Origin of the sequence: Bacillus sp. L381, from assembly GCF_030284525.1 — a bacterium.
Lineage (GTDB): Bacteria > Bacillota > Bacilli > Bacillales > Bacillaceae > Bacillus > Bacillus amyloliquefaciens.
This window is the reverse complement of sequence record NZ_CP127224.1, coordinates 738,912-763,502: the sequence shown is the minus strand read 5'-3', so window position 1 is coordinate 763,502 and position 24,591 is coordinate 738,912. Positions and strand designations below refer to the sequence as shown.

The window sequence follows — 24,591 nt, the reverse complement described above, 5'->3', positions numbered from 1 at the left end:
GGATTTTAAAGATTTTTAATTTTTTATAACCTTTTTGATCATTTTGTTCAGTTATAAATAAAAAAGCATTCCGCATGTCTGCGGAATCCTTATTTTTCGCTGCTCATCATCTCTTTATAAAACTCGGCCTGTTCTTCTAAAAAGCGTTTTGCGCCGCTGCTGTTTTTATAAAAGCTCTCCCAATCCCGTTTTTTCATCATTTGCTTCCACTCCGCGGATGAGGTAATCTGTTTCAAAGCCTGATCCCAATAAGCGATCTCGCCTTCGGTCATGTCTTTCGGCCCCATGATGCCTCTCCAGTGCGCAAAGACAAACGGCACTCCTTGCTCTTTCCAGGTCGGGACATCGCTGAAGCCGGAGAGCCTTTTGTCAGAAGTAACGGCCGCTAATGTGATTTTTCCCTTCTGATAGGCGTTTCTCGCTTCTGAAATGGTCATTGAGGCCGCATCTATATCGTGACTGATAAGCGCTTCAATAACCTCATTGCTGCTCCCGTATTGAAAAAAGCGGATATCAAACAGAGAAATTCCGGCCATTTCCGCGGCTCTCGCAAAGGAGAGCTGGTCATCATTTCCGAGACCTGGCGCAAATCCGATTTTTATGCCGCCCGGATGTGTTTTAATAGCACCGAGCAGCTGCTTCCCGCTTTTTATCTTTGAATCTTTCGGAAGAGCGACAGTCTGCCACTCTTTTGCGATAATGGCCAAGGGCGTAAAATCAGCTGCCTTCAGCCGGCTTTGGCCCAAGATTTCATTGCTTAACAGCAGGCTTGAATTCATACTGATGACATCCGTTTTTCGTTCATTCACGTATTTCCACCCGCTGTCTCCGCCTCCGCCGGGCTTATAGACGATCTTTACGGGCCGTCCCAAAATATGTTTCCGCTCTATTACTGATTGCAAAGCTTTTGCCGTTACATCCCAGCCCCCTTGAGGCGCTGCGGGTACGACAATCTCAATCGGTCCCCCGTCTGAGCGGATGCCCGCCATTTGCCGTCCGTCCAATGAAACCAGCGCCGCCAGCATAATAAGAAGCACTCCAAACCGCTTCATTTCTCCCATCCCTTATTCATGTGCTAAATAATATTTTCGTTCCGGCCTGCCGATAATGCCGTATTCTAATTCAGCGAGCGCTTCTTCCCGAGAAACGAGAAACTCGGCGTAGCGCCGCGCGGTTGTTCTGGAGGCGCCCATTTTTTCGCCCAGCTCTTCAGCCGTCATCCCCTTTTGGGCAGTCCTGAGCGCGTTTTTGATTTTTTGAAGTGTAATAGAGTTAATGCCTGTCGGCAGATCACTGAGCTGTTTTTGTTCTTTCTGACTGCTTCCGAAAAACATGTCGATTACGGACTGGCTCAGCTCCGGCTGTGAGTGCAGCCATTCTCTTTTTTCACGGTACTGCAAAAGCACGTCTGTAAATTTACGTGCCGAAACCGGCTTTATGACATAGTGGGAAACGCCTGATCTGAGCGCTTCCTGCAGCAGCCTTGTTTCAGCAGAAGCCGTAATAATAATGATATCAACGGAAGGAAAACGGCGGCGGATGAGCGGGAGCAGATCTGTTCCCAGCTCATCCGGCATATAAATATCCAATAGCAGCAGATCAGGCTGCTGTTTCTCAAGCAGAGATAAGGTGTCTTTTGCGTTGATTGCTTTGCCGATGACATTGAATCCATCCAGATGTTCGATAAATTTTTCATGGATTTGCGCTATTCGAAAGTCGTCCTCTGCAATCGCGATGTTAATCACACGGATTCCCCCTTTGGCCTTTCTTTCGGTATAAACACCGTAAATACGGCACCGCCGCTCTTTTGCTGGGAAATCTCTATCCATCCCTGCAATTCACTGACGGCTTCCTTCAGATTGGCTAAGCCGTATCCTCTCCTTGTCCCCTTTGAAGAGTATCCCTTTTCAAATATCGTTCCTGTTTTTTCCTGAGGCACGCCGTCCCCTGAGTCCGCCACTTCTATGACGATATCCCTGCCGATATCGGTCATAAAAAAGGCTACCTCTTTTTTCTCTTTTTCGGCGACGGCGTCAAAAGCGTTATCAATAAGATTTCCGATGATCGTAATGAGCTGAGATGAACCCACATGCTCCGGCAGCGACTCTAAAAAGCTGTTTTCATCTATCGAAAGCTTCACTTTTTTCTCAGAGGCTTTTCCCATTTTTCCTAATAGTATGGCCTGAACCCGCTGGGAATGAATGTTTTGAAAAAGGATTTCATGCTGTTCATTTTGGATGGCATACTCTTCTTTAATCAGTTCAATGGCTTCCTCGTATTCTCCCAGCTCTAACAGACCGAGTATCGCGTAAAGCTTATTTGAGAATTCATGCGTTTGCGCCCGCAGATCCTCCGAGTATTTTTTCATTTCGGTCAGCTTGTTAATCAGCTTTTTGAGCTCCGTCTTTTCGCGGAAGCTTATGACCGCTCCGTATACTTGCCCGGCCTGCCTCATTTCTTTCACGTTTAAGATGAATACTTTATCTCCGGCCCGCACCTCCACATTCGGCGGTAATTCTCCCCCTGCCAAAACCGGCATGAGCTTCGCGCCGGGCATGATTTCTTTTATATGCCTTCCGATCATCGGTTCCGGAAGATGCAGCATATCAGCCGCGGATAAATTCATCATTGTTACCGCGCCCTCTTTGTTTACGGCGATAATCCCTTCTTTAATCGCCAGGAGCATCGCATTTCGCTCCCGATACAGCGCCGCAATTTCATGCGGTTCAAGGCCGAGTGTATCTTTACGGATGCTTTTTGCGAGTGCCGCCGCTCCCCCGATGCCGATAAGAAACACCAAACATGCAAAATAGCCTAAATGCCGCAGATGCGCTTTCATATCTTTTTCTATCTTATCTTGTAAAAACTCGACTGTCACCGTTCCGACCACTTCGTTATGATTTTTTTCCTCCAAAATAACCGGTGCGCTTCCCCGGACGGCCTTTATTCCCTCGGAAACCGGAGATCCGCCGAACATGACGGTTTTATTTTGCAGATTTTGATCTTCTTTTGGGATTCTGCTGCGGTCCGAATGAAATACAACATGCCCTTTTTGGTCAGTAATGCTGACGGCGTGCGCACCTGCCTGTTCTTTCATTTGTTCAATGACGTCTAACTTTGTAAAAGCATCTTCGTCCGCAAGCCGGAATGCCTCTTTTACAGGCGGCATGTAAGAAATGGTTTTTGCTGTTTGCACCGCCAGCTGTTCAGCCTGCTTCTGGCCTTCATTTAATTGCTGAAAGGCAAATATAACGGTGAGCGTTCCGATGACAAGTATTAATAAAGCCGTGATTAATCCGGCTATTTTCATTTGCAGAGAGACATAAAACCGCTTCTCTTCCAACACAGCACCCGCCGTCCTTTCCTCCTAAAATGATACCACTTTTCAAATCCTTATTTTTCATTTTTAAGAATTTTCGTGATCTTTTTCTCTTGTAATTCCTGTAAAAAAGTGTGATAGGTATCATTTTACTCAAGAGAGTGAAGCAGGACGGACTTTTTATAACCGCTGCGCAAAAAAGAGACTGACAGAAGCCAGTCTCGCGAAGTTTAATTACTGACGTATATTCAGTTGACAGAATGATTCTCTATGATGGCTGAGATACATTTGAATGACCGGCAATATCAATCAACTTTCCTTTGACGGCCAGACGTCCTTCGGTATTTACCGCTTTGTCACATGTGATTAAAGTAATCTCTTTTTCTTTTGTCTCCTGAATTATGTTTGCTTCTATTTCTGAAATCATGCTTTTTGATGTTACAGAATAAATATAGTCTTTTCTAAAATCAGTAATTACGATTTGCGCGCCTTTTTTTATGTGTAAAAGAGGGCCGAACAATAGGTTCTTCTGCCTTAGATGGTGACCTGCCAACGGGTAGTTTCCCTCTCCCATTTTCTGATCCGGGCGCATAGTTGCCGCGCCGATCAGCAGGTTTTCATTGGTTGTGCCTTTTAAAATCGGGAGCTCCAAATTGATGCTGCTGATGGTGATCCGTCCGATTATCGGTTTCGATTTGCGGTTAAAACTTGACTGAACGGTTTCCCTAAAACCGGGAGGATGAACTGAATCAAATGCATAGTCCGCTTTTTTCATGTTGTTTTTCCGCGCCTGTTCTGCGGTCAATTCAGATTCACTATGGCTTTTACTGAGGTGCGCGATAAGGCAGCCTTTCATGAGAGGAGAGGTGACAAGAAGCAGCCCGGATAGAATCAGAACAGCAATGATCGATTTTTTAAACATGAAGAAAATTCCTTTCTTGTACATAATACGGGATGGGTACTTGTTGTGAAATGACTTTCGTTTTAAAAAAGCACCTGATCGATTCTTACATGATCAGGTGCGATAACGTCTATCTATTTCTTGCCTTCTTCTTTCTTGATACAAGAGCCGCGGCTCCGCCGGCTAATAGCAGCAGAATACCGGCCGTCACCTGCATCATACCGTCCGTATCACCGGTTTTCGGCAGGTTTTTTCCTGTATCCGGATGATTGGCTTTATCATTGGTATCAGGGTGATGCCCGCCTTGCTTCGTTTGATGATTCGGTGTGTCTTTCCCAGGTGCGGGATTTTTTAATTTCTTATTAGAAACGACAACTTCAACAGCTTTTGACTGTCCTTTTTCAATTGTGAATTCAATTGGTTTTTCATTCAGCTGATAGCCGTCAGGCGCTTTTGTTTCGATAAATCGGTACTGTCCCGGTGCTAATCCTTTCACCGTAAACTGTCCCTTTTTATCCGTTTTCCATAACGCCGGCCGATCTTCGCTGCTTCCGTCCGTGTTTACCGGATGTCCGCCGGTATCTGTTATCTTGAATTCAGCACCCTCTAACACCTTATTTTTATCGTCATGATCCACTTTTGTCAGTGTTACATCGCCAGGCGTTAATTTGTTTTTCGCACTGATTTCGATTGGTTTTATGTCGGTATTTGTAACCTTGAATGATATTGGCGTTTGATCCAAACTGTAAAGTTCAGGCGCTTTTGTTTCGATAAATTGATATTCGCCCGCTTTCAGTCCCCGCACAATAATCCGCCCGTGCTCATCTGTAGTCAGACCCTCTGTCAGCACTTTGCCGTTTGCATCTGTCAGTTTGAACTCTGCATCTTTCAGTACTTTCCGTTTGTCGTCCTGATCGAATTTTGTGAGAACAACACTGTTCTTGATGTTAATTGCAGTCAGGACAGCCTGATCCGGTTTTCCGTTGTTCTCAGCCTTAATCGTAAACGGCACAGGGGTCGTTGACAGCAGATAACCATCCGGTGCTTGTTTTTCAACAAATTGATAGCTTCCCGGTGCCAAACCGCCGGCGTCAATCTTGCCGCCTTCTTTTGTCATCAGATCATCTCTTACAGTTTTTCCATCACTGTCAGTGATTTTGAATACTGCACCGTCTAAAACGTTTCCGTCTTGATCCTTCTTGACCAGCCGGACTGAGCCTTTATAGTTGACGGCCGTTCCTGCGTCTGCCGGGTTTGGCTTTCCTTCCGCTGATTCTGAGATGGTAAACTCCACTTTCTCTGTATTTAACACATAACCGTCAGGCGCTTTTGTTTCGATGAAGGCGTAACGCCCCGGTGCAAGACCTGAAGTTTCTACTTTTCCGTCCTGATCTGAAACCAGATCTTTTTGAACTGTTTTTCCATCCTGATCGATAATCTGGAAGACTGCACCTTCAAGTTTCCGGCCTTCCGCATCTTCCTTCGTCAGCTGGACAGAGCCTTTGTAGTTGACGGCCGTTCCTGCGTCTGCCGGCTTCGGCTTTCCTTCCGCCGATTCTGAGATTGTAAACTCCACTTTCTCCGTATTTAACACATAACCGTCAGGCGCTTTTGTTTCGATGAAGGCGTAACGCCCCGGTGCAAGACCTGAAGTTTCTACTTTTCCGTCTTGATCTGAAACCAGCTCTTTTTGAACCGTTTTTCCATCCTGATCGATAATCTGGAAAACCGCACCTTCAAGTTTCCGGCCTTCCGCATCTTCCTTCGTCAGCCGGACTGAGCCTTTATAGTTGACGGCGGAGCCGGCGTCAGCCGACTCCGGCTTTCCTTCCGCTGATTCTGAGATGGTAAATTCTTTTTTCTCCGTGTTTAACACATAACCGTCAGGCGCTTTTGTTTCGATGAAGGCGTAATGTCCGGGTGCAAGTCCGGAAGTCTCTACTTTGCCGTCCTGATCTGAAACCAGATCTTTCTGAACCGTTTTTCCTTCCTTGTCGATGATTTTGAAGACTGCACCTTCAAGCTTCCGGCCTTCCGCATCTTCCTTCGTTAAAGCGGCTTTTCCTTGATAATTAACCATTGATCCCAATTCAACATCAGGCACTTGATTCTTTTCGTTCTTTGCGACTGAGAAGTGAATCGCTTTTGTGTTTACGATAAACCCTGAAGGAGCTTTCGTCTCCATCAGTCGATAGTACCCCGCTGGCAGACCGTTTATTTCAACCTTCCCGTTTTTATCGCTTTCAATATTACTTCTTATTAATGTATAGGTACCGTCGCTTGATTTTTTCTCCAGCTTAAATAAGGCACCCGCCAAAGGATTGTTGTTTTCGTCTTTTTTGATAAGCGTCACCTTACTTTTTTGATTTATCACTTTGTAGGAAGCACCCGCACCGGAGGATTTACTGTCGACCGTTACAGAGACCCCGTTTACATAAGCGTCGCTGATCGTGTAGCCGTCCGGAGCCTTTATTTCTTTCAGTACGTAGGTTCCGTAACGGATATTCCCAAACGTAAGTTTACCGGCTTCATCTGTTGTGCCTGAACGCAGCAGCTGCTTGCCGTCTTTAGACCATAATTGAAAATCTGCTCCCGGAAGAGATGCACCGTCTGATCCTGTTTTGGATATCGTCATGCTTCCCTTCTCTCCTGATCCTGAACCGCCGCCGCTTGAAATGGCGACAAGCACTGAGCTGTTATTCTCCTGGGTCTGCTCCTTAACATTTGTCCCTGATATTGATACTTTGTTGTTGACCTGACCGCTGCTGCCGGAAATATTAATGAGAGAACGATATTGTATGACATACGCACGGTCTATTTGTTTATAGCTGCCTGTAAAGGTGAGGACAAATGATTGTTCACCGGTGACATTGTCGGTTTTAACATCTAATTTATAGTCCTTATCTTTCTCAAGCTGCACATCACCCGCAGCAAGGTTTCCGCTGCTGTCTTTTATAACGCCGTTCTCATTATATTTTGCTTGATATACTTTAAAAGAACCTTCATCTATTATTTGGTTCTCATCCGGGGTGTCTTTGACTTTTACGTCATCCAGTGTCGATTGGCTGGCATTGACATTGATGTTCCAATCGATATAGTTCCCGCTCTGTTTGCCGCCTTTAGAAACCAGGTTTCCGCCGTTTGCGATTGATACTGAACCCGTCAACGTTCGGTCTGCATGGTCATCATTATAGTACTCTGCTTTGTTTGTGTATTGATTCTGTTTAATGACCTGACCTTTCAGTGACGTTTTGAATTCAATCAGATATGGTACAGAGTCATCTGTTTTAAGATGTACGGTTAATGTATTTTTGTTGCCGTCTGACGGCTCTTCCACTTCGTACTTTGAAGGATCCAGCGCCTCTCCTTCAGTAATGGAACCGTTTTTACTGATGGTGTACTTTTTGACGGCAACCGATCCGTGCAAAAATTGCTGACCATCTGTTATCGCATCTTTTATATAAGGATTCTTTGAAGGTTCGCCATTGTAATTGATGCCGACTTTCCATGTGATTTCTTTTGATACGGCGTTGTATGAGCCGTTTTTGAATCCGTTATGGGAAGTCTGATTGTTCGGTGTGAAGCCGCTTGATTCCTTATTTGTGCGTTTGCCGCCGTTTTTATCGGTCCATGTCGACTCCGCCGTATTCTTGATGTTTTCGTTAGAAAAGTCAGTGTTGAATTTTGTCGTATACGTGATCTTAAACTGACTGTTTGTTTCTGCGTAATCCCCGATCAATGCTATTGTAAAGCCTTGATTTCCGGGTTTTTTTGTTATTGTATAATCTGTTCCTTCTTTCAGCGTTTTGTTATCAGTCGTATCTTGCATGTTAAATGAATCATCAATGAGCGCCAGACCTCCGCTGGTGAATTGATCATCCAGAGTCCAGTCTTTCATTGTGTAACGGTTTTTATTAATTGTGATTGTCCAATCAACCGTCTTCTTCTCATAGTCTGCGTTTGAATAATTTTTGATCAGATTCTGCTGAATGGCTGTCCCCGGAGTTTCCTTTGATTCCCCCGTATCTGTAACTGCTGTGTTGGTGTATTTGACAGGACTGTCAATAATGACCCCATCGTTGACTTGAGATTGATAAATGATCTTATATGCTCCTGTGACAGTTTGCTTGAATTTGATCTCAAAGCCGTTCCCGTTATCAGTCAGCGTATAATCCCCGCCTTCTTTTAATGGGGCGCCTTCTTGTTCGCTGCCGTTTTGGCTGAATGTAATCGGAAGGACTTTCAAAGATCCGGGAACAAGGTGCAGATCGTCTGATCCGAACGTATCCTTGATGCCGGCTTTGGATTGATCAATCTTTTTCTCACCGTAATTGTACATAACAGCCCAGCTGAACGTTTGGGTTTCCCCTTTATAACCGGTCGAAGATTTTTCAATCATTTTTCCGTAGCCCGCCGTTACGGAGGCTTCCGCAGAAATCGGCTCCGCATTATCCCCGCTGAATGCCGCCTTGTTTGTCAGCTTGATATTTCCGCCTTTAGCAGGCTTTGCATCGTCATCAATAACTGTGTCATATATGAGCCGATAGGCTGAATCAATCGTCCCGGCGAATGTGACATTTCCGTTGTCATCGACGGTAAAGCCTGACGTTATCTCACTTCCTTGACTCACCGAGCCGTCAATATTCACATCAAGTTCATACACTTTCACAGAGCGGAAGGTCAAACCGTCCGGAAGACTTTCCGTCAATTTTGCATTTTTGACTTCTTCTTCCTTTTTATTAAGATCAACCGTCCACGTTACCTTTCCGGGGTTAATGCCTTTATCCAATGACCCTGATTTATCAATGGTTTTATTGACATTCGGTTTAAAATAAACCGTTACTTCCGGGGTATCAGAGTTAACCGGAAACTTAATCTTTTGTGTGGTTGACCCTTTTATTTCTTTCTGATTGAATTGGGTGTTTATATACAATGACCCTTTGACATTAAAATCTTCTTTTACCTCGCCGTTAAACGTCATGATGACATGGCCGCTCGTATTAATGGAAAAAGTTCCGTACGTAATGTCGCCGTTGGTCAATGGCTGGTTCGTAATGTCATTGTGCATGATAAATTCTTTAGGCAGATCAAATTCATATCGATCACCGTCGTTTATTGTTTTCCCCAGCTCATTCGGGATCGCCCATTGAATGGTGATATTCGCCGGAGAATTCGTATTCGCACGGTTGTTTTTGTCAAATGGTTTTCCTTTTTCATCCGTCAATTTCACATCAGTTAAAATATTTTGCGTAATCTGGCTTCCGCCTGATTGAAGGCTTTTAACAGCAGGTTTGCTTGAAATCACCATTTTTGATTGACTGCGCTTAGCAGAAGTGCTTGATTTCATTGTCTGTTCTTCCTTATCCCTGCTGTCTGCAGATGTTGACTTTTTCTCTGCTTCTTCCTGAGGCTCAGCAGGTTTTGAAGAGGTGTTTTTTTCTGTTTCGGAATTCGTTGTCTCATCTTTCTTCACAGGTATGATCACCTGCTGGGTCTTGCCGGCGTCCAGTTGAAAAAGAGCTTTTGCCATATTCGTTTCATCTGTTACGTCAGGTGTAAACTTCGCCGACAGTGTAATGGAGCCTTTGACATCATCGGCATCCGCCTTTGCCTTGTTCACTTTCACCTCAAGAGTACTGCTTTTTGCTTCAGCTTTATATATACCGATAACCCGATCAGCTGATTTCAGCTCACCTTCGATATCGTTATCTAATGTAAAACTTTCAGGGATCTTTAAGGTGATATTTCGGTCACTTGCATCTTCTTTGTTTTTCAGTGACCATTCGTATGTCAGTGTCACTTCATCTTTCGGTGTTAAAGCCGGCTCACTGCCTTTTGATCCGTCAACGGTCTGCTGTTTGCCGTCTTTGACCGTGACTGAATCAAAGAACCCGCTCTCGCTTAGTTGTGATCCGGAAGCCGCTGCGATCGGAGTAAAGCTGACAACTTGGCTGAAGATGAAAAACAGCGAGAAGCATGTGATCAATGCTGTCCTCAGCCTTTTGCTTTTTTGCGGGCTGAACGAAAAGTTCCTCACTCCCAATGTCTTATTCCTCCCCTTTTATATAGACTTACGTTCGAACAAGCCCGTAAGCATGGGATTCTCCTTATCCGAACCAAACTACATTGTATGAAATCGACCTATACAAATTCTGTACATAGGATCATTTCAGAAATAACGCAAAAAAAAAGACCGGCATCAGCCGGTCCAGTCCTTCAATTGTTTATAGCGTTCATATTCTTTTATCGCCTCTTCAACTTTTCCCAATTTATTAAATAACTGCAGTTTGTATTGTATAATTTTATCGTCACGGGGCTCTATTTTCTCGACCTGCAGGCAAACGTCCATTGCTTGATGCTCGTTCTTTTCTTGAATGAGAAAATCAATCAGTTCGTACGCTTTGCTGAGCCACAGATGGGCCAGACGTGTTTTTTCCTGCTCCGCCCACAGATAGCCATTCTCCATCAGATAATGGTTCTCATATGACATGACAATGTCCATGTGCCGGGTTAATGCAGCTTGACTGAGCGGGGGAGCTTCTTTTAATGTATTTTCCCAGTCAACTGTATCAACCTTTACCCCGGAAAGCCGAAGAATATATCCTGTATCGGTATTTTCTATGGATTGGCTGAAGGGCAGCTGACTGATTAATTTCCGTATCTGATATATTGTCGAGTAGAGCTGGGTGCTCGCTTTTGAAACCTCATAAGCAGGCCAAAACATCTCAATCAGCATGTCTTTACTGACCGTGCGCCCTTGATTAAGAAGTAAAAATGCATACAGTTCACGCGCTTTGGATGTTCTCCACTTGACTGTTATGTATGTTTTGACACCATTTAACGATTGATAAAAGTCCAGGTTTCCAAAACATTGTATAAAATAATCCGTCCCTGTATTTTCGTCTGCCGTCCTGAGCTTTTTATTCATTCGGATTCGCTCAACGGTTGTCAGCAGCCTGGCATTGTCAACCGGTTTTAAAAGATAATCAACAGCATTTAACTCAAATGCTTTTATAGCGAATTCATTATAAGCGGTGATAAAAATAACTTGAATATTTTCATTAATCGCCTGAATTGATTCAGCAAGCTCAATACCGTTTATCCCGGGCATTTCAATGTCAAGAAACACCGCATCAGCTGCTGACAGCCCCGAATACTCCAGAACGTCCGCCGGATCTTGAAACATTAAAATAGATTGAAAGGCGTTTGTCCGCTCAAGCATATGATTAAAATGAAGCAATGCCAGTTCCTCGTCATCCACAATTAACGCTTTCAAAACGCATCCCACCCGTCAATATAGATATCTGAAAATAATTCCAATTATACCACGCCCAACGCCCTATATAGTTGGATTCTTTTTCTTTCTCTTGTTGTTTTATGAAGTTTAGGATTACAATATTTATACATTGAATAGGATAATAGAATGACCCTGAATGGGATAAAGGAGTAATGATGTGAAAGAAAAATTTATTTCTATTTCGATTATTTGCGGCTACGCTGCCTTCTTTATCATTTTTATAGCCATGGATCATTTCTCCGGAACAACTCTCCCTAAAGCAGAACAGGGAGTGATCAACCTGAAGAATTGGGATTTTCATAAGGACGGGAATGTCCAGCTGAATGGGAAATGGTTTCTGTATCCAAATCAAATGCTGTCACCGCGGGATCTTCATTCAGAAAAAGGAAAAAAACCTGTACTCGTTGATGTCCCTGTCAATGTGAAGCTGTTCAGAAAAACAGCCGATATCGATTACGGAACATACAAACTGACAATCCGTTCAAATAAAGAGAATCAGATTTTCGGAATCAGCACATCTTTTATCTACAGTTCAAACCGCCTTTATCTTAATGGACAATTGATCGGACAGAGCGGCAGACCTTCAGAGAAAGCTGATTTTGAGGCTCAGAACAAACCGTATACTTGCTTTTTCATGCTTCACAAGGGTGATAATGAACTTGTCCTGCAATTTTCGAATTTCGGAAAAGTGCCTGGCTGGGGGATCGCAAAACCGATAACGTTTGGGACTCAAGAACAAATTATACGCGAAAATCAAATTTCCTTTCTTAATGATTCTATTATGATCACGGCTTTTTTCATTACCGGTTTATATTTTCTCGGCTTTTTTCTGCAAAGAACAAAGGCTAAACATTTATTGTTCTTTTCTGTGATGTGTCTGCTTTTTTCAGCGATTATTCTTATGATCGGAAAAGAAAGAATGATCTTTCTCATCTTTCCGTCTATATCGTTTTCATTGCTGAATTTGTTGCGCAGCACCTCTACCGTGCTTGTCAGCATTGCGGTTTTTCTCTATCTCTTTTATGCATACAGAGAAATTGTGTCAAAAACGACAATAACCATTTTAACTGCTTTTTCGGGGATCATCTTGGTCACTGATTTTGTGTCCGTAAGTTTTATTGACCACCTCTCTTACATTTTACATTCTGTCCTTGCCGTTATGACTCTGTTTTATATTACATATATTTTTACGATTGCTGCCATACGGAAGATAAAAGGAAGCATGTACCTTACACTGGCATCTGTTTCAATGAGCGCTTTTGTGATTCTTACGACTATTTCAGCTTACAGCGGCAGAACGGCTGTTTCTTTTAATTCGATTTATTCATTGCCGACAGTCATTGCTTTATTAGCAGTGGTTCTTCTGATGGCGCAGCAATTCGCCGGGGCTTTCCGGGACAATGAAGTCCTGTCACGTAAATTAGTCAAAATGAATCAACTGAAAGATGAATTTATCGCCAAAACTTCACACGAATTCAAAACGCCGCTGAACAGCATTATTAATATATGCCAGACGCTTGTAGCCGGCAGAAAAAAGAAGACGATAGAGGAAGAGCAAGAAAACATGCAGCTGATCATCCGGATGGGCTACAGACTTTCCAATCTCGTCAATGATATTCTTGATTTGGAAAAAATGAAGCAGGGTATGCTTAAGATTCGTCCGGTTCCTGTTGATGTGCATGCCGCAATATGCAGTGAGATGAACTTCTACCGGCTTTTGTCCAAACATAAAAATCTCGACATTCTTAATCATGTGCCGGACGATCTCCCCTTGGTGCTTGCAGATGAAAACCGATTTCGGCAAATCTTAACGAATCTTGTTGAAAATGCAATCAAGTACACATCCGAGGGGAAAATTATTCTTTCTGCTGAAAGCCTGAATAACAGCATGATTCAAATAACCGTGGCCGATACCGGCAGCGGCATTCCTGAGGGTGATCTTGAAACCATTTTTGATTCCTTTCAGCAAGCGGGAGGAAATAAGGAGGATGGAACAGGTTTAGGTTTAAGTATTGTGAAACAGCTCGTCAAGCTCCAAAACGGGGACATCTGGGCAGAGTCAGAAGAGGCGAAAGGTTCAGCATTTCATTTTACATTACCCGCCGCTCAAATTGATTCTTTACCGGAAGCAAAGATCGGACTTCCTAAATCGCAGCCCGGACAGAAAATGCCGGATATTTCTTTGAGAACGCCTTATCACTCAAAAAAAATCGATGCTCCGACAATTCTGATAGTCGACGATAACATCGAGGGTTTAAAAATTTTAACTGATATGCTTGAAGGTGTTCCTTATAACGTAATCGCAGTAACAAGCGGAAAAGAAGCGCTTCAAGCTGTCTCTTCCTCGAAGCTTGATTTGGTGATATTAGACTTGATGATGCCCGACATGACTGGATTTGAAGTCTGTACAAATATCCGCGAAAGATTCAGTATGGTCGAGCTGCCGGTTCTTATCGTTACGGCAGCCATAATCAGCCATGACAAATACAAGGCTTTTCATGTCGGTGCAAATGATATTTTACAGAAGCCTTATCATTACTCTGAATTCACCGCGCGTATTAAAAATTTAATTTTGATGAAGCATACGGCTCACCAAGCCACAAATTTGGAAATGGCATTTCTTCAGTCGCAGATCAAGCCTCACTTTCTTTACAATGTATTAAATACGATCATCGCGCTCAGCCATTTGGATATTGAAAAAGCACGGGAAACCACTGCTGCATTTACAAACTATTTAAGGATGAGTTTTGATTTTCAAAATACTTCGGACATCAGCTCATTCAAAAACGAACTTTCTATTATTACGTCGTATCTGGCTATCGAAAAAACACGCTTCGGCAAACGGCTGGAAATTCTTTTTGACATCGATGAGGACATGGACTTCAGCCTTCCGCCTTTAATGATACAGCCATTGGTGGAAAACGCCGTTCATCACGGGATCAGCAAGAAAAGAGGCGGCGGATGGGTAAAGCTGACGGCAAAAAAACAAAGTGAAAACACATATTTAATCAAAGTGGAGGATAATGGAACCGGCATCATGCCGGACATACAAAAAGATATCTTGTCTTCCCATGTTGACCGCAGTGTCGGCCTGAAAAATATCAATCGGCGGCTGAAGCATTTTTGCGGAAGTGAATTGACTATCGAGAGCACGCTGGATGCAGGCACCGCAGTTTCGATGATGATTCACATCACCGGCACAACGGATGATTCAGACTCACTAAAAACATCGTCATCTGTTTAAATACTGATTAACTTCAGGATGAAATACTTCTGCCGGCTGTCGGGAAATTCCCGTCAGCCTTTATTTACTCAGAAAGACGAAAAAACAAAAAAGCTTGAAGAAAAGTGATACCTTTTCCAAGCTTAGATGATTCACACCAATCTGGCCGTTTTCACTTGAGAAATTGCAACTCCCGCGCTTGCATATCCCGCCGCTGTGTTGATCCGCCGGGGCATCTATCACAGTGCTTAACACGTTTATCGGTGTTCCTTCTAACGGAATCGTCATTTGTTCTGCATTATTTTGAAAAGCGACAGCCGGAACCGCTCCCGGCGGCCCCTCAGGCCCCGGAGGACCGGGCGTACCTGCCTCCCCTTGCGGACCGCGGGAGCCGGCGGGGCCTCTTTTGCCTTCCGGACCTCACAGCTGGGGTGCGCACAAGGCAGATCGATTTTCATCTAAAGACGGAAACTGTTTTTTCGTCACTATTTCCGGCTGTTCATTATCACATAGTATTGTTCATACCAGCGTTTCATATGTCTGCTCATATATTTGTAAGGCTTCTGTTTCAATATCATGTATTGATTACGGCTGCTGCTCATATTATCACCCCGGCAATATTGTATTCCCGCTGAAGTCATCATGTGCTGAGCCTTCCCATTCCTTATAGAAACAAAAAAAGGCAGACCTGAGTCTGCCTTTTTCTTCTACCACAAACCTAAAACTTTCCACCATAATCCGCCGATTACAAGCCATGTCACAATATGGACGATCGACAGGATAAAGCCGATGGACCACCATTTACTTTGCGATATATAGCCCGCTCCGAAAAAGACCGGAGCCGCTCCTGAGCCGTAATGCGTCGTCGAACCGAAGAGGTTGCTGAAAAACGCCAGGCTGAGCGCTGCCAATAGCGGCGGCGCGCCCGCTGCCACGATTACGGCGAGAAATGCCGCGTACATGGCGCTGATATGCGCGGTTGCGCTCGCAAAGAAATAATGAGTGTAATAATATACGACAATTAAAATCATAAATGCCACAATCCATGAAAAACCGGAAACAGAAGATTTCATCATATTGCTGAACCAAGATACCATACCGAGTTCATTCAGGAAATTCGCCAGCATAACAAGCGCCGCGAACCAAGTCAGCGTATCCCATGCACCTTGTTCCTTTTTGATGTCCTCCCATGTTAATACCTGTGACAAAAGCAAAACGGATAATCCGATCAAAGCCGTTGTTGTTGCGTCGATATTTAAACTTCCTCCGAAAATCCACAGCGCAAGCACCAATAAAAAGACGATGACCATGGAGAGTTCGGATTTTTTAAACGGACCCATTTCTTTCAATTTTTCCGTTGCGATTTTAGCCGCGTCCGGTGTTTCTTTAATTTCCGGCGGGTACAGCTTATAAATGACGAGCGGCGTAATGATTAAGCTCGCCAATCCTGGTACAATGGCCGCGATTGCCCAGCTTGTCCATGTGATGTCCACCCCTGCGACATCATGGGCCAGCTTGGCGATCAGCGGATTCGCCGCCATTGCCGTCAAAAACATCGCAGAGGTAATCAAGTTTCCTTGAAAACCGGTCTTTAATAAGAAAGCGCCGATTTTCCGCTCTGTTCCGTCTGCCGGCGTTGATCCGAATGTTTCGGATAATGATCTGATAATAGGAAAAATAATGCCGCCCGCCCGTGCCGTGTTGCTCGGAATGGCAGGAGATAAAATTAAATCACTGAAAAGCAGTGAATAAGAAAGGCCGAGTGTTTTCTTCCCGAACCGTTGTACGAATACGTAAGAAATTCTGGCGCCGAGCCCGGTTTTGATAAACCCCCGGGAAATAAAAAAGGCGATGACAATCAGCCAGATTGTCTTGTTTCCAAATCCGCTTAACGTATCTTCAATAGACAGCGTTCCCGTTAACGCGGTGACTGCCAATGCAAAAATTGCAATTGCGCCCATTGGCAAGGGCTTGGAGATAAAGCCGATAATTGTTGCGACAAAAATAGCGAACAAATGCCATGCTTTAGGTTCAAGTCCGGACGGCGCGGGAATAAACCAAATGATTAATCCCACAGCAACAGTAATAAGCAATGGAATGATTTTTACCGCCTGCTGTTTTTTTGCGTCTTTTTCTGAAGCCATTACAGGTCTCCTCCTATTTTGTTATCTTCCATCCCCTATCCCATTTTACTACTTAACTAAGTTAATAAATGTTTTTGTTAATTAAAAAACACAAAGAAATATTTTCCTTTGTGTTTCTCGTTTCTTATTTTAATATTCCCGCACCGGCATTAGATATAACATCGGATTTTACATTTGATGATGAGCCGATGGAGCCGTGCAATGACGGTGTCCAGCCGACGGACTGACTTAATCCGTTGGCGGCTGACGCGTTAATGGCGGCGCCGTTTAAAAGCGTGCCGTCTTCATGAAGCGATTTTCCGCCGCTGAAAACGCTGATGACCTTATCAGCAGCCAGTCCCGGCACTTCAAAGACATTATTCTGGGCATATATTTTTGACGCATGTCCCGCTCCCCATGCATAGCTGAACGGGTATGCGGCGCTTTTCGAGCCTGCGTAAAAATTATTATAAATGTGAACCTGCCCGTACCGGACCCGCGGTGCGCGCTGGACGATGTTCTGGTAATAGTTATGGTGAATGGTCACCTTCAGTTTTCCTTCATCTGACGTCTTACTGTCGCTGTTTCCGATGACGGAGCTTTTGTCATGGTCATTATATTTATTATAGGATAATGTCACATAATTCGCCCCGTTGGCCATATCCGTCTGGCCGTCATGGTGCTGATATTTTCTCCCGTAATAGTAGGGAAAACCGCTGTCTGGATTCGATCCGTCATTAAAGGTGCAATGATCGATCCATATGTGCGTCGCCCCGTTAATGGTGATATTGTCATATTCCGAGTTCCAGTTGCCGCTGTCCCCGTCAGTCGGGTCCCATTGCGGAAAATAGTCATAAGCGTCTTGAAATTCAATGTTGCGGATGATGACATTGTCGACGCCGTTCTTAATATTAAAATTTCCGCCTGTTACTTTGGCATTTAAGCCTGAGCCGATGATGGTCGTATTTGAAGGGATATCAATCACGACCCGCGCTTTCTGGTTTTTTTGGGATCGCTGTCTGGCATCTTCCTGGGTGCCTGACGGCGCTTTTTTCCCCCATTTAGCCGGGTCGTACGCCTTCAGATATGCGTTTAGATCATATGCCGGATCTTTATAATCATTAAAGCCGAGCGTTTTATTGTTATCGTTTGTATTCATATTGATTGTGCCTTGTATGTAAATGATCTTCGGCGTGCTGTTGGCGCTTCCCCCTAATGCAGAAACAAGCTGCTTTCTGTTTGATACGGTGTATACATTGGATGAAGAGGCTTTCGCTCCCCCAGTTGTTCCGCCGGAAGCAGCTCCCCAGCCGTCATTTGTTCCTAACGTCTGCCGGCCTAGGTCAGCGGCATGGACACCCGCTGGGATCATACATAAACAAACCGCCAGCATAAATAGCATTTTTTTCATGAATTGTGCTCCTCCTGATTGACATTCCAATTTATTGAAATATTGTATCAAATCAGTTGAGAAACAGCACCGCAAATGTACTGAAAGTGCCTTTCGGTTTTATTGCGGAACCCGCAAAAAAAACCCCAAGGGACCGAAAACCCCTTGGGATCTGTTCAGCTTACGCCCATGATTTTACTTTTTCGTTATCCGTGACAAACAGAAGAACTTTTCCTTCATCTAAGCGCTTTTCAAATTGTGATGCTTCCTCCTCTGAAAAGCCGATTTCGTGAATTTTGTTGCGGAGCTCATCGCCTTTTTTATTAAACATATTGCCGACCGCATGTTTAATGCCCGTTTCTTTCGCTCCGATGGTATTGACATCCGTATTGTCGGCCAGGCGATCCGTTCTGTCGTCATCATGAGAAAGCACATATACGTCTTCTTTTGCGACACCCAATTGCTGAAGCTCTTTTACGTCCTGCATCAGTTTTTGATCATTTGTATATTCTCTTACTACTGGTTTCATTGATAAGTCCTCCCTTTTGTTTTTGTATATTGGATGTTTACCCGCTTCATCGAGTATCAAACAAAAGAAAGAGAGTTCCGTGAAAAATCAGGAAGATTGTCAGTGGATATTTTCTTCCGGGACATGTTACAGTAGGAGGAGCCACTTTTATCAGAAAAATAAAAACCTTTATGAGCCGATCAAGCAGGGAGGTGGTTCCTATTCATTATTTTTCACCGGAACAGCAATTTAACGCTTGGGTTGTCAGTGATTTAGTGAAGCAGGTATTCCGCCGGCATACCCGCTGCCCGGACGGAATAAAAGAGCTTACGGTCTTTGCTGAAAATACCTTTCATATTAATATCGATTTCGTTTTCTCTATTATTATAAATATCGGTGATATAGAATCCGTTCTGCCGAAAGAAATTGAGAATACGCTCGGTTCTTATCTGACCGCGCTTCGGCCTGTGATCACCACTGATATGCTTCATTCTTCTAAAACGAATGCCTATGAATATTTGGAACATGAGAAAAACACCGACATATATCGGTTATTCTTTTAAATGACGCTTATGAAGAAAGAAGGGCCCCAGCCCTTCTTTTTTTTATGCCGGCTGACGGTTTGATTTTGTATTCGGGAAATGGTTCGTGTTACATTTGGAACAAACACTCATGTTGAAGGAGGATTTAGGATGACGAAAAATCAGCAGCAGATTCAATTGGCAAGACGCCCCCAAGGCGTTCCCGTCCATGACGATTTCCGCTTTGAAACGATTGCCGTTCCCGAACCGAAAGACGGCGAAGTGCTTGTAAAAACGAGTTATGTTTCCGTTGATCCGTACATGCGCGGACGGATGCAGGATACAAAATCATATGTCGAGCCGTTCGCTTTAGATGAGGCCATAACAGGCGGAGTTATTGCCGAAGTTCTGACAGACGGAAATAAGCTGAAAAAAGGCGATGTTGTGATCGGGAATCTCGCGTGGCAGGAATATTCAGCCGTCAATGAGTCCGCCCTCCGCAAATTGGATACAGATATCGCACCCGCCCAGGCCTATCTCGGCATTTTAGGGATGACCGGACTGACCGCTTACTTCGGGCTGCTTGATATCGGCCGTCCAAAAAAAGGCGAAACCGTCGTCGTTTCAGGAGCTGCGGGCGCCGTCGGCTCAACAGTCGGACAGATTGCTAAAATCAAAGGCGCGCGTGTTGTCGGTATTGCCGGATCTGACGAAAAAATCGCGTATCTGAAAGAGGAGCTTCAATTTGATGAAGCCATTAACTACAAAACGGCAGATGATATTCAAAAAGCGCTTGAACATGCATGTCCTGACGGCATCGATGTCTATTTTGACAATGTCGGCGGACCGATTTCAGATGCGGTGATGAACCTGCTGAATGAATTCGCCCGCATTCCGGTATGCGGAGCGATCTCTTCATACAATACCGAAAGTGAAGAGGAAGACATGGGCCCCCGCGTACAGCCGAAGCTGATCAAAACAAAAGCGCTGATGCAGGGATTCATCGTCAGTGATTATTCTGACCGCTTTTCTGAAGGCGCGAAACAATTAGCCGAATGGCTGAAGGACGGAAAGCTTCATTATGAAGAAACGATTACGGAAGGATTCAGCAATATTCCTGACGCGTTCCTCGGCCTGTTTAAAGGAGAAAATAAAGGCAAACAGATCATCAAAGTATAAATCAAAAAACGGAGGGCTTTTTCGCCCTCCGTTTCTTATTTCTCAGATAGTCTTCCGCCTGAATAGACAGCCTCTTTCAGCTCAATTCCGAGTGACTTGGCCATTTTTTTCAGTTTGGATTCTTCCATCGGTGTGACAAGGCTGAGTACGGTTCCTTCTTTACCGGCACGCCCCGTCCGGCCCGATCTGTGGATATACCCATCTTCATTCGGTATGTCCGCGTGAATGACATACGGAAGATCATCGATATCGAGTCCGCGCGCCGCAATGTCAGTCGCCAGAAGCAGCGGAAATTCGCCCCGTTCAAACGCTGATAATATGTTTGCCCGCTCCATTTTTTTCGCTTCCCCGTGCAGAATGCCGAGATCCACATGGTGATACGCAAGTTTTTCCGCATAGACGCTTAAATTCCCGATATCTCTGACGAACACGAGCGCCTGCATGCCGTTCAGCCGTGACAGCTTTTGCAGCAGCTTCACTTTATCCCGCTGATCGCAGACGAGATATTGATGCGTGACCCGCGCCTTTTCCTCCGTATTCCGCTTCACTTTCAAAACGGCCGGCTCGTGTGCGATCTCATTCAGCACCTCTTCTGTCTCCGGCTGCAGCGTAGCTGAAAAGCTTAAAAGCTGGCGGTCTCTCAGCGTCGTTTTAATGATTTTTTTCATCGTTTCGCGGTGTTCCTTTGTCACAAGCTGATCAGCTTCGTCAAGAACGATCGTCTTGACTTCATGCATTTTGAGCTTTTTCGCCTGAATCAATTCAAACACCCTTCCCGGTGTGCCTGCAATGATATGCGGTTTATTTTTGAGCTTTTCCACCTGCTTTTTCACGTTTGCTCCGCCGATCAAAGACAAAGCGCGAAGATCAGAGCCTTTTTTCCAATCTTGAATCACTTGGAAAATCTGCATCACAAGCTCGCGGGACGGCGCTAAGATAATCACTTGCGGATGTTTTTGCTCCGGGTTGATCCGCTCCAAAACCGGAAGCGTGTACGCCAATGTTTTTCCCGTTCCCGTCGGGGATTCGGCGATGACGTCTTTTCCTTCCATGATCACCTGAGCGGCTTTTTCCTGAATGACGGTCGGCTCCTGAAAGCCTGACGCCTCCCAGTTTTCGGCGATAAATGGTTGTGTATGCTGTAAAAATGGCCATGTTTGGGTCATGTCGTTCTCCTCAATTCTTAAAATCTACTCCATAGTATCTCAAATGCACGTGCCAAACGCAATTTTCTTTTTCCTTCCAAGCCTTTTAACAAACGGTCTCCTCCTTTATAATCATAAATGAGAAAGACACATGATTAAACAGCGTGTCTGATAACGATAGAGGTGTAATGATGAGTATTTTATCCGTAAAAGATTTAAGCCACGGCTTTGGTGACCGTGCGCTTTTTAACAATGTATCGTTCCGTCTTTTAAAAGGGGAGCACGTCGGCTTAATCGGAGCAAACGGCGAAGGTAAATCAACGTTTATGAATATTATTACCGGAAAGCTTGAGCCTGATGAGGGAAAAGTGGAGTGGGCGAAAAACGTGCGCGTCGGCTATCTCGATCAGCATACCGTGCTTGAAAAAGGGAAAACGATCCGCGACGTGCTGAAGGATGCGTTCCATTACTTATTTGCGATGGAAGAAGAAATGAATGAGATTTACAACAAAATGGGCGAAGCGGATCCTGATGAGCTTGAGCAGCTGCTGGAAGATGTCGGTGTCATTCAGGATGCCCTGACGAATAATGACTTCTACGTCATTGACAGCAAAGTCGAAGAAATCGCCCGGGGTCTCGGGTTGCAGGATGTCGGACTTGACCGTGACGTCACTGACTTAAGCGGAGGACAGCGGACAAAAGTACTGCTTGCCAAACTGCTTTTGGAAAAGCCGGAAATCCTTCTGTTGGACGAACCGACCAACTACCTCGATGAGCAGCATATTGAATGGCTGAAACGCTATTTGCAGGAATATGAAAATGCGTTCATCTTAATTTCTCACGACATTCCGTTTTTAAACAGCGTGATCAATTTGATTTATCATGTGGAAAACCAAGAGCTGACGCGTTATGTCGGTGACTATCATCAATTCATGGAAGTATACGAAGTGAAAAAACAGCAGCTCGAAGCCGCCTATAAAAAACAGCAGCAGGAAGTGGCTGAGCTGAAGGATTTCGTCGCCCGAAACAAAGCGCGGGTCAGCACGAGAAACATGGCGATGTCCCGCCAGAAAAAGCTTGATAAGATGGATATGATTGAACTGGCGGCTGAAAAACCGAAACCGGAATTCCATTTTAAGCCTGCGAGAACGTCAGGCAAGCTGATTTTTGAAACGAAGGACTTAGTCATCGGCTACGATACTCCGCTGTCACGCCCGCTCAATCTCAAAATGGAACGCGGCCAGAAAATCGCCCTCTACGGCGCAAACGGCATCGGGAAAACGACGCTGTTAAAAAGCCTGCTCGGTGAAATTCAGCCGCTCTCAGGCACGGTGGAACGGGGCGAGCATCAATACACAGGCTATTTCGAGCAGGAAGTGAAAGAAACCAATAACAATACGTGTATCGAAGAAGTGTGGAGCGAATTTCCTTCCTTTACCCAATATGAAATCCGCGCTGCCCTCGCCAAATGCGGCCTGACGACCAAACATATTGAAAGCCGCGTCTCCGTTCTCAGCGGAGGAGAAAAAGCGAAGGTCAGACTGTGCAAGCTGATCAATTCAGAAACAAACCTGCTTGTGCTTGACGAGCCGACAAACCACCTGGATGTCGATGCGAAAGAAGAGCTGAAACGCGCGCTGAAAGAATACAAAGGCTCCATTCTGCTGATTTCCCACGAACCGGAGTTCTACATGGATATCGCGACGGAAACATGGAACTGTGAGTCTTGGACGACGAAAGTGCTGTAAATACAAAAAGGAACTCCCGCCTGTGCGGAAGTTCCTTTTTTTCTTAATGTCCGGCTTTTATACCGGCGAGATGTTTGCGTCCCAGAAGCAAGATCAGCATACCCGCCAGCACGACCGCGCCTCCTACAAGGTACGGCGTGTGGGCTGTAAAACGCTCTGACAGCATTCCCGCAATCCACGGCGCAATGGCTCCCCCGATGAACCGGACAGAGCTGTACGCAGAAGATGCGATGGAACGGTCGACAGGTGCGGAGCCCATGACGGCAGTCGTCATAATGGTGTTGACCATCCCGAGCACAGCGCCTGCGATGACGATGCAAGTAATGACAAGCGCCATGTGTTCTGTCCAAATGCCCATAATAAACAAAATCACGGCAAAAGAGATGAACAGAACGACGAGCGAACGGACGGTGCCGAGCGCTTTATGCAAGGCCGGTGCTGTAAATACAGACGTAACCGCAAGCAATAAACCCCAGCCGAAAAAGACATAGCCGAGACCGTGCTCATCCAGATCAAGCACAAACGGTGAATAGGCAAGCAAAATAAAGAAACCGAAGTTGTATAAAAACGCCGCCGACGCCATGGTCAGCAATCCTTTATACTTGAGCGCCTTCATTGCGTCAAATACACCGACGCGTTTTGCCGGTTTCGGCAGCTTCGGCAGCATGAGCGAAATCGCACAAAGTGCGATTAACATGAGGACAGACACTCCGAAGAACGGAGCGCGCCATGAGATGCTGCCAAGCTCTCCGCCTGCAAGCGGTCCGACGGAAATCCCCAGTCCGAGCGCGGCCTCATACAAAATAATGGCTTTGGCGCTGCCCCCGACGGACACTCCGACGATGACGGCAAGCGCGGTTGAAATAAAGAGAGCATTCCCGAGTCCCCAGCCGCCGCGATAGCCGACAAGCTGAGCGATTGAACCTGAGCTTCCGCCAAGGGCGGCGAACACGATGATAAAAATAAGTCCGAGAAGCAGTGTCCATTTTGCGCCGATCCGGCTGGAAATCGCCCCGGAGAAAAACATCATAAAACCTGTCACGAGCAAATAACTTGTAAACAGCAGCGATACTTCACTAGGTGAAGCATGTAATTGTGCGGCAATTGCCGGAAGAATCGGATCGACAAGTCCGATACCCATAAAGGAAATAACACAGGCAAACGCAACCGCCCAAACGGCTTTCGGCTGGCTGAATAAGCCTGTTTTCTGTTGTGATGATGTATCCATTTGATCAGG

At 45.1% G+C, this 24,591-nt stretch carries 15 protein-coding genes and 2 pseudogenes; 5 read left to right on the top strand and 12 right to left on the bottom strand.

Annotated elements, in window-relative coordinates; genetic code table 11:
- Window positions 1-89: 89 nt before the first annotated feature.
- The 6 genes from QRX25_RS03685 to QRX25_RS03660 all read right to left on the bottom strand — a co-directional run bounded on the left by QRX25_RS03685 (window position 90) and on the right by QRX25_RS03660 (window position 11,496).
- Window positions 90-1,052, bottom strand: coding sequence for a tripartite tricarboxylate transporter substrate binding protein (locus QRX25_RS03685; protein ID WP_212100625.1), 963 nt, complete (start codon window positions 1,050-1,052; stop codon window positions 90-92).
- Between the two features lie 12 nt (window positions 1,053-1,064).
- Complete coding sequence (locus tag QRX25_RS03680; protein WP_014469885.1) at window positions 1,065-1,745, bottom strand: response regulator; 681 nt, start codon at window positions 1,743-1,745, stop codon at window positions 1,065-1,067.
- Window positions 1,742-3,346, bottom strand: a complete 1,605-nt coding sequence (locus QRX25_RS03675; RefSeq protein ID WP_212100622.1) for a sensor histidine kinase — start codon at window positions 3,344-3,346, stop codon at window positions 1,742-1,744. Before QRX25_RS03675 ends, QRX25_RS03680 begins: the two co-directional genes overlap by 4 nt.
- Window positions 3,347-3,587: 241 nt before the next feature.
- The gene (locus QRX25_RS03670) at window positions 3,588-4,241 is read right to left on the bottom strand and encodes a class A sortase (protein ID WP_115998068.1); all 654 of its coding nucleotides are present in this window, start codon (window positions 4,239-4,241) and stop codon (window positions 3,588-3,590) included.
- A 109-nt stretch (window positions 4,242-4,350) separates the two neighbouring features.
- Window positions 4,351-10,263, bottom strand: coding sequence for a SpaA isopeptide-forming pilin-related protein (locus QRX25_RS03665; protein WP_212100620.1), 5,913 nt, complete (start codon window positions 10,261-10,263; stop codon window positions 4,351-4,353).
- Between the two features lie 156 nt (window positions 10,264-10,419).
- Complete coding sequence (locus QRX25_RS03660; protein ID WP_212100617.1) at window positions 10,420-11,496, bottom strand: response regulator; 1,077 nt, start codon at window positions 11,494-11,496, stop codon at window positions 10,420-10,422.
- Window positions 11,497-11,743: 247 nt separating this feature from the next.
- Between QRX25_RS03660 and QRX25_RS03655 the strand changes: the two are divergent.
- Window positions 11,744-13,612 (top strand): annotated as a pseudogene (locus QRX25_RS03655) (sensor histidine kinase); the annotation flags it as partial.
- A gap of 72 nt (window positions 13,613-13,684) precedes the next feature.
- Window positions 13,685-14,761, top strand: coding sequence for a sensor histidine kinase (locus QRX25_RS03650; RefSeq protein WP_258415562.1), 1,077 nt, complete (start codon window positions 13,685-13,687; stop codon window positions 14,759-14,761).
- 198 nt (window positions 14,762-14,959) lie between these two features.
- Here the strand turns inward: QRX25_RS03650 and QRX25_RS03645 are convergent.
- From QRX25_RS03645 to QRX25_RS03630, 4 genes and pseudogenes are all read right to left on the bottom strand, one after another.
- A pseudogene (locus tag QRX25_RS03645) lies at window positions 14,960-15,342 on the bottom strand (hypothetical protein); the annotation flags it as partial.
- Between the two features lie 105 nt (window positions 15,343-15,447).
- The gene (locus tag QRX25_RS03640) at window positions 15,448-16,884 is read right to left on the bottom strand and encodes an anion permease (RefSeq protein ID WP_013351349.1); all 1,437 of its coding nucleotides are present in this window, start codon (window positions 16,882-16,884) and stop codon (window positions 15,448-15,450) included.
- A gap of 124 nt (window positions 16,885-17,008) precedes the next feature.
- Window positions 17,009-18,274 carry a pectate lyase gene (locus QRX25_RS03635; RefSeq protein WP_065980917.1) on the bottom strand — a complete coding sequence of 422 codons (1,266 nt, stop codon included), beginning with the start codon at window positions 18,272-18,274 and terminating at the stop codon, window positions 17,009-17,011.
- A gap of 160 nt (window positions 18,275-18,434) precedes the next feature.
- Complete coding sequence (locus QRX25_RS03630) at window positions 18,435-18,782, bottom strand: YflT domain-containing protein (protein WP_003155650.1); 348 nt, start codon at window positions 18,780-18,782, stop codon at window positions 18,435-18,437.
- Between the two features lie 191 nt (window positions 18,783-18,973).
- On the opposite strand from QRX25_RS03630, the gene QRX25_RS03625 reads away from it, so the two are divergent.
- Together QRX25_RS03625 and QRX25_RS03620 are read left to right on the top strand one after the other, a co-directional pair.
- Complete coding sequence (locus QRX25_RS03625) at window positions 18,974-19,324, top strand: DUF3212 family protein (RefSeq protein ID WP_065982849.1); 351 nt, start codon at window positions 18,974-18,976, stop codon at window positions 19,322-19,324.
- A gap of 129 nt (window positions 19,325-19,453) precedes the next feature.
- Entirely contained in the window at window positions 19,454-20,461 is a 1,008-nt protein-coding gene (locus tag QRX25_RS03620; RefSeq protein WP_212100614.1) for an NADP-dependent oxidoreductase, read from the top strand.
- Window positions 20,462-20,496: 35 nt separating this feature from the next.
- Here QRX25_RS03620 and QRX25_RS03615 read toward each other — a convergent pair whose 3' ends face one another.
- The gene (locus tag QRX25_RS03615) at window positions 20,497-21,627 is read right to left on the bottom strand and encodes a DEAD/DEAH box helicase (RefSeq protein WP_212100611.1); all 1,131 of its coding nucleotides are present in this window, start codon (window positions 21,625-21,627) and stop codon (window positions 20,497-20,499) included.
- A 170-nt stretch (window positions 21,628-21,797) separates the two neighbouring features.
- On the opposite strand from QRX25_RS03615, the gene QRX25_RS03610 reads away from it, so the two are divergent.
- Window positions 21,798-23,354 carry an ABC-F family ATP-binding cassette domain-containing protein gene (locus QRX25_RS03610; RefSeq protein WP_071348518.1) on the top strand — a complete coding sequence of 519 codons (1,557 nt, stop codon included), beginning with the start codon at window positions 21,798-21,800 and terminating at the stop codon, window positions 23,352-23,354.
- Window positions 23,355-23,397: 43 nt separating this feature from the next.
- Here the strand turns inward: QRX25_RS03610 and QRX25_RS03605 are convergent, their stop codons facing one another.
- Window positions 23,398-24,582, bottom strand: coding sequence for an MFS transporter (locus tag QRX25_RS03605; RefSeq protein ID WP_013351342.1), 1,185 nt, complete (start codon window positions 24,580-24,582; stop codon window positions 23,398-23,400).
- Window positions 24,583-24,591 lie beyond the last annotated feature (9 nt).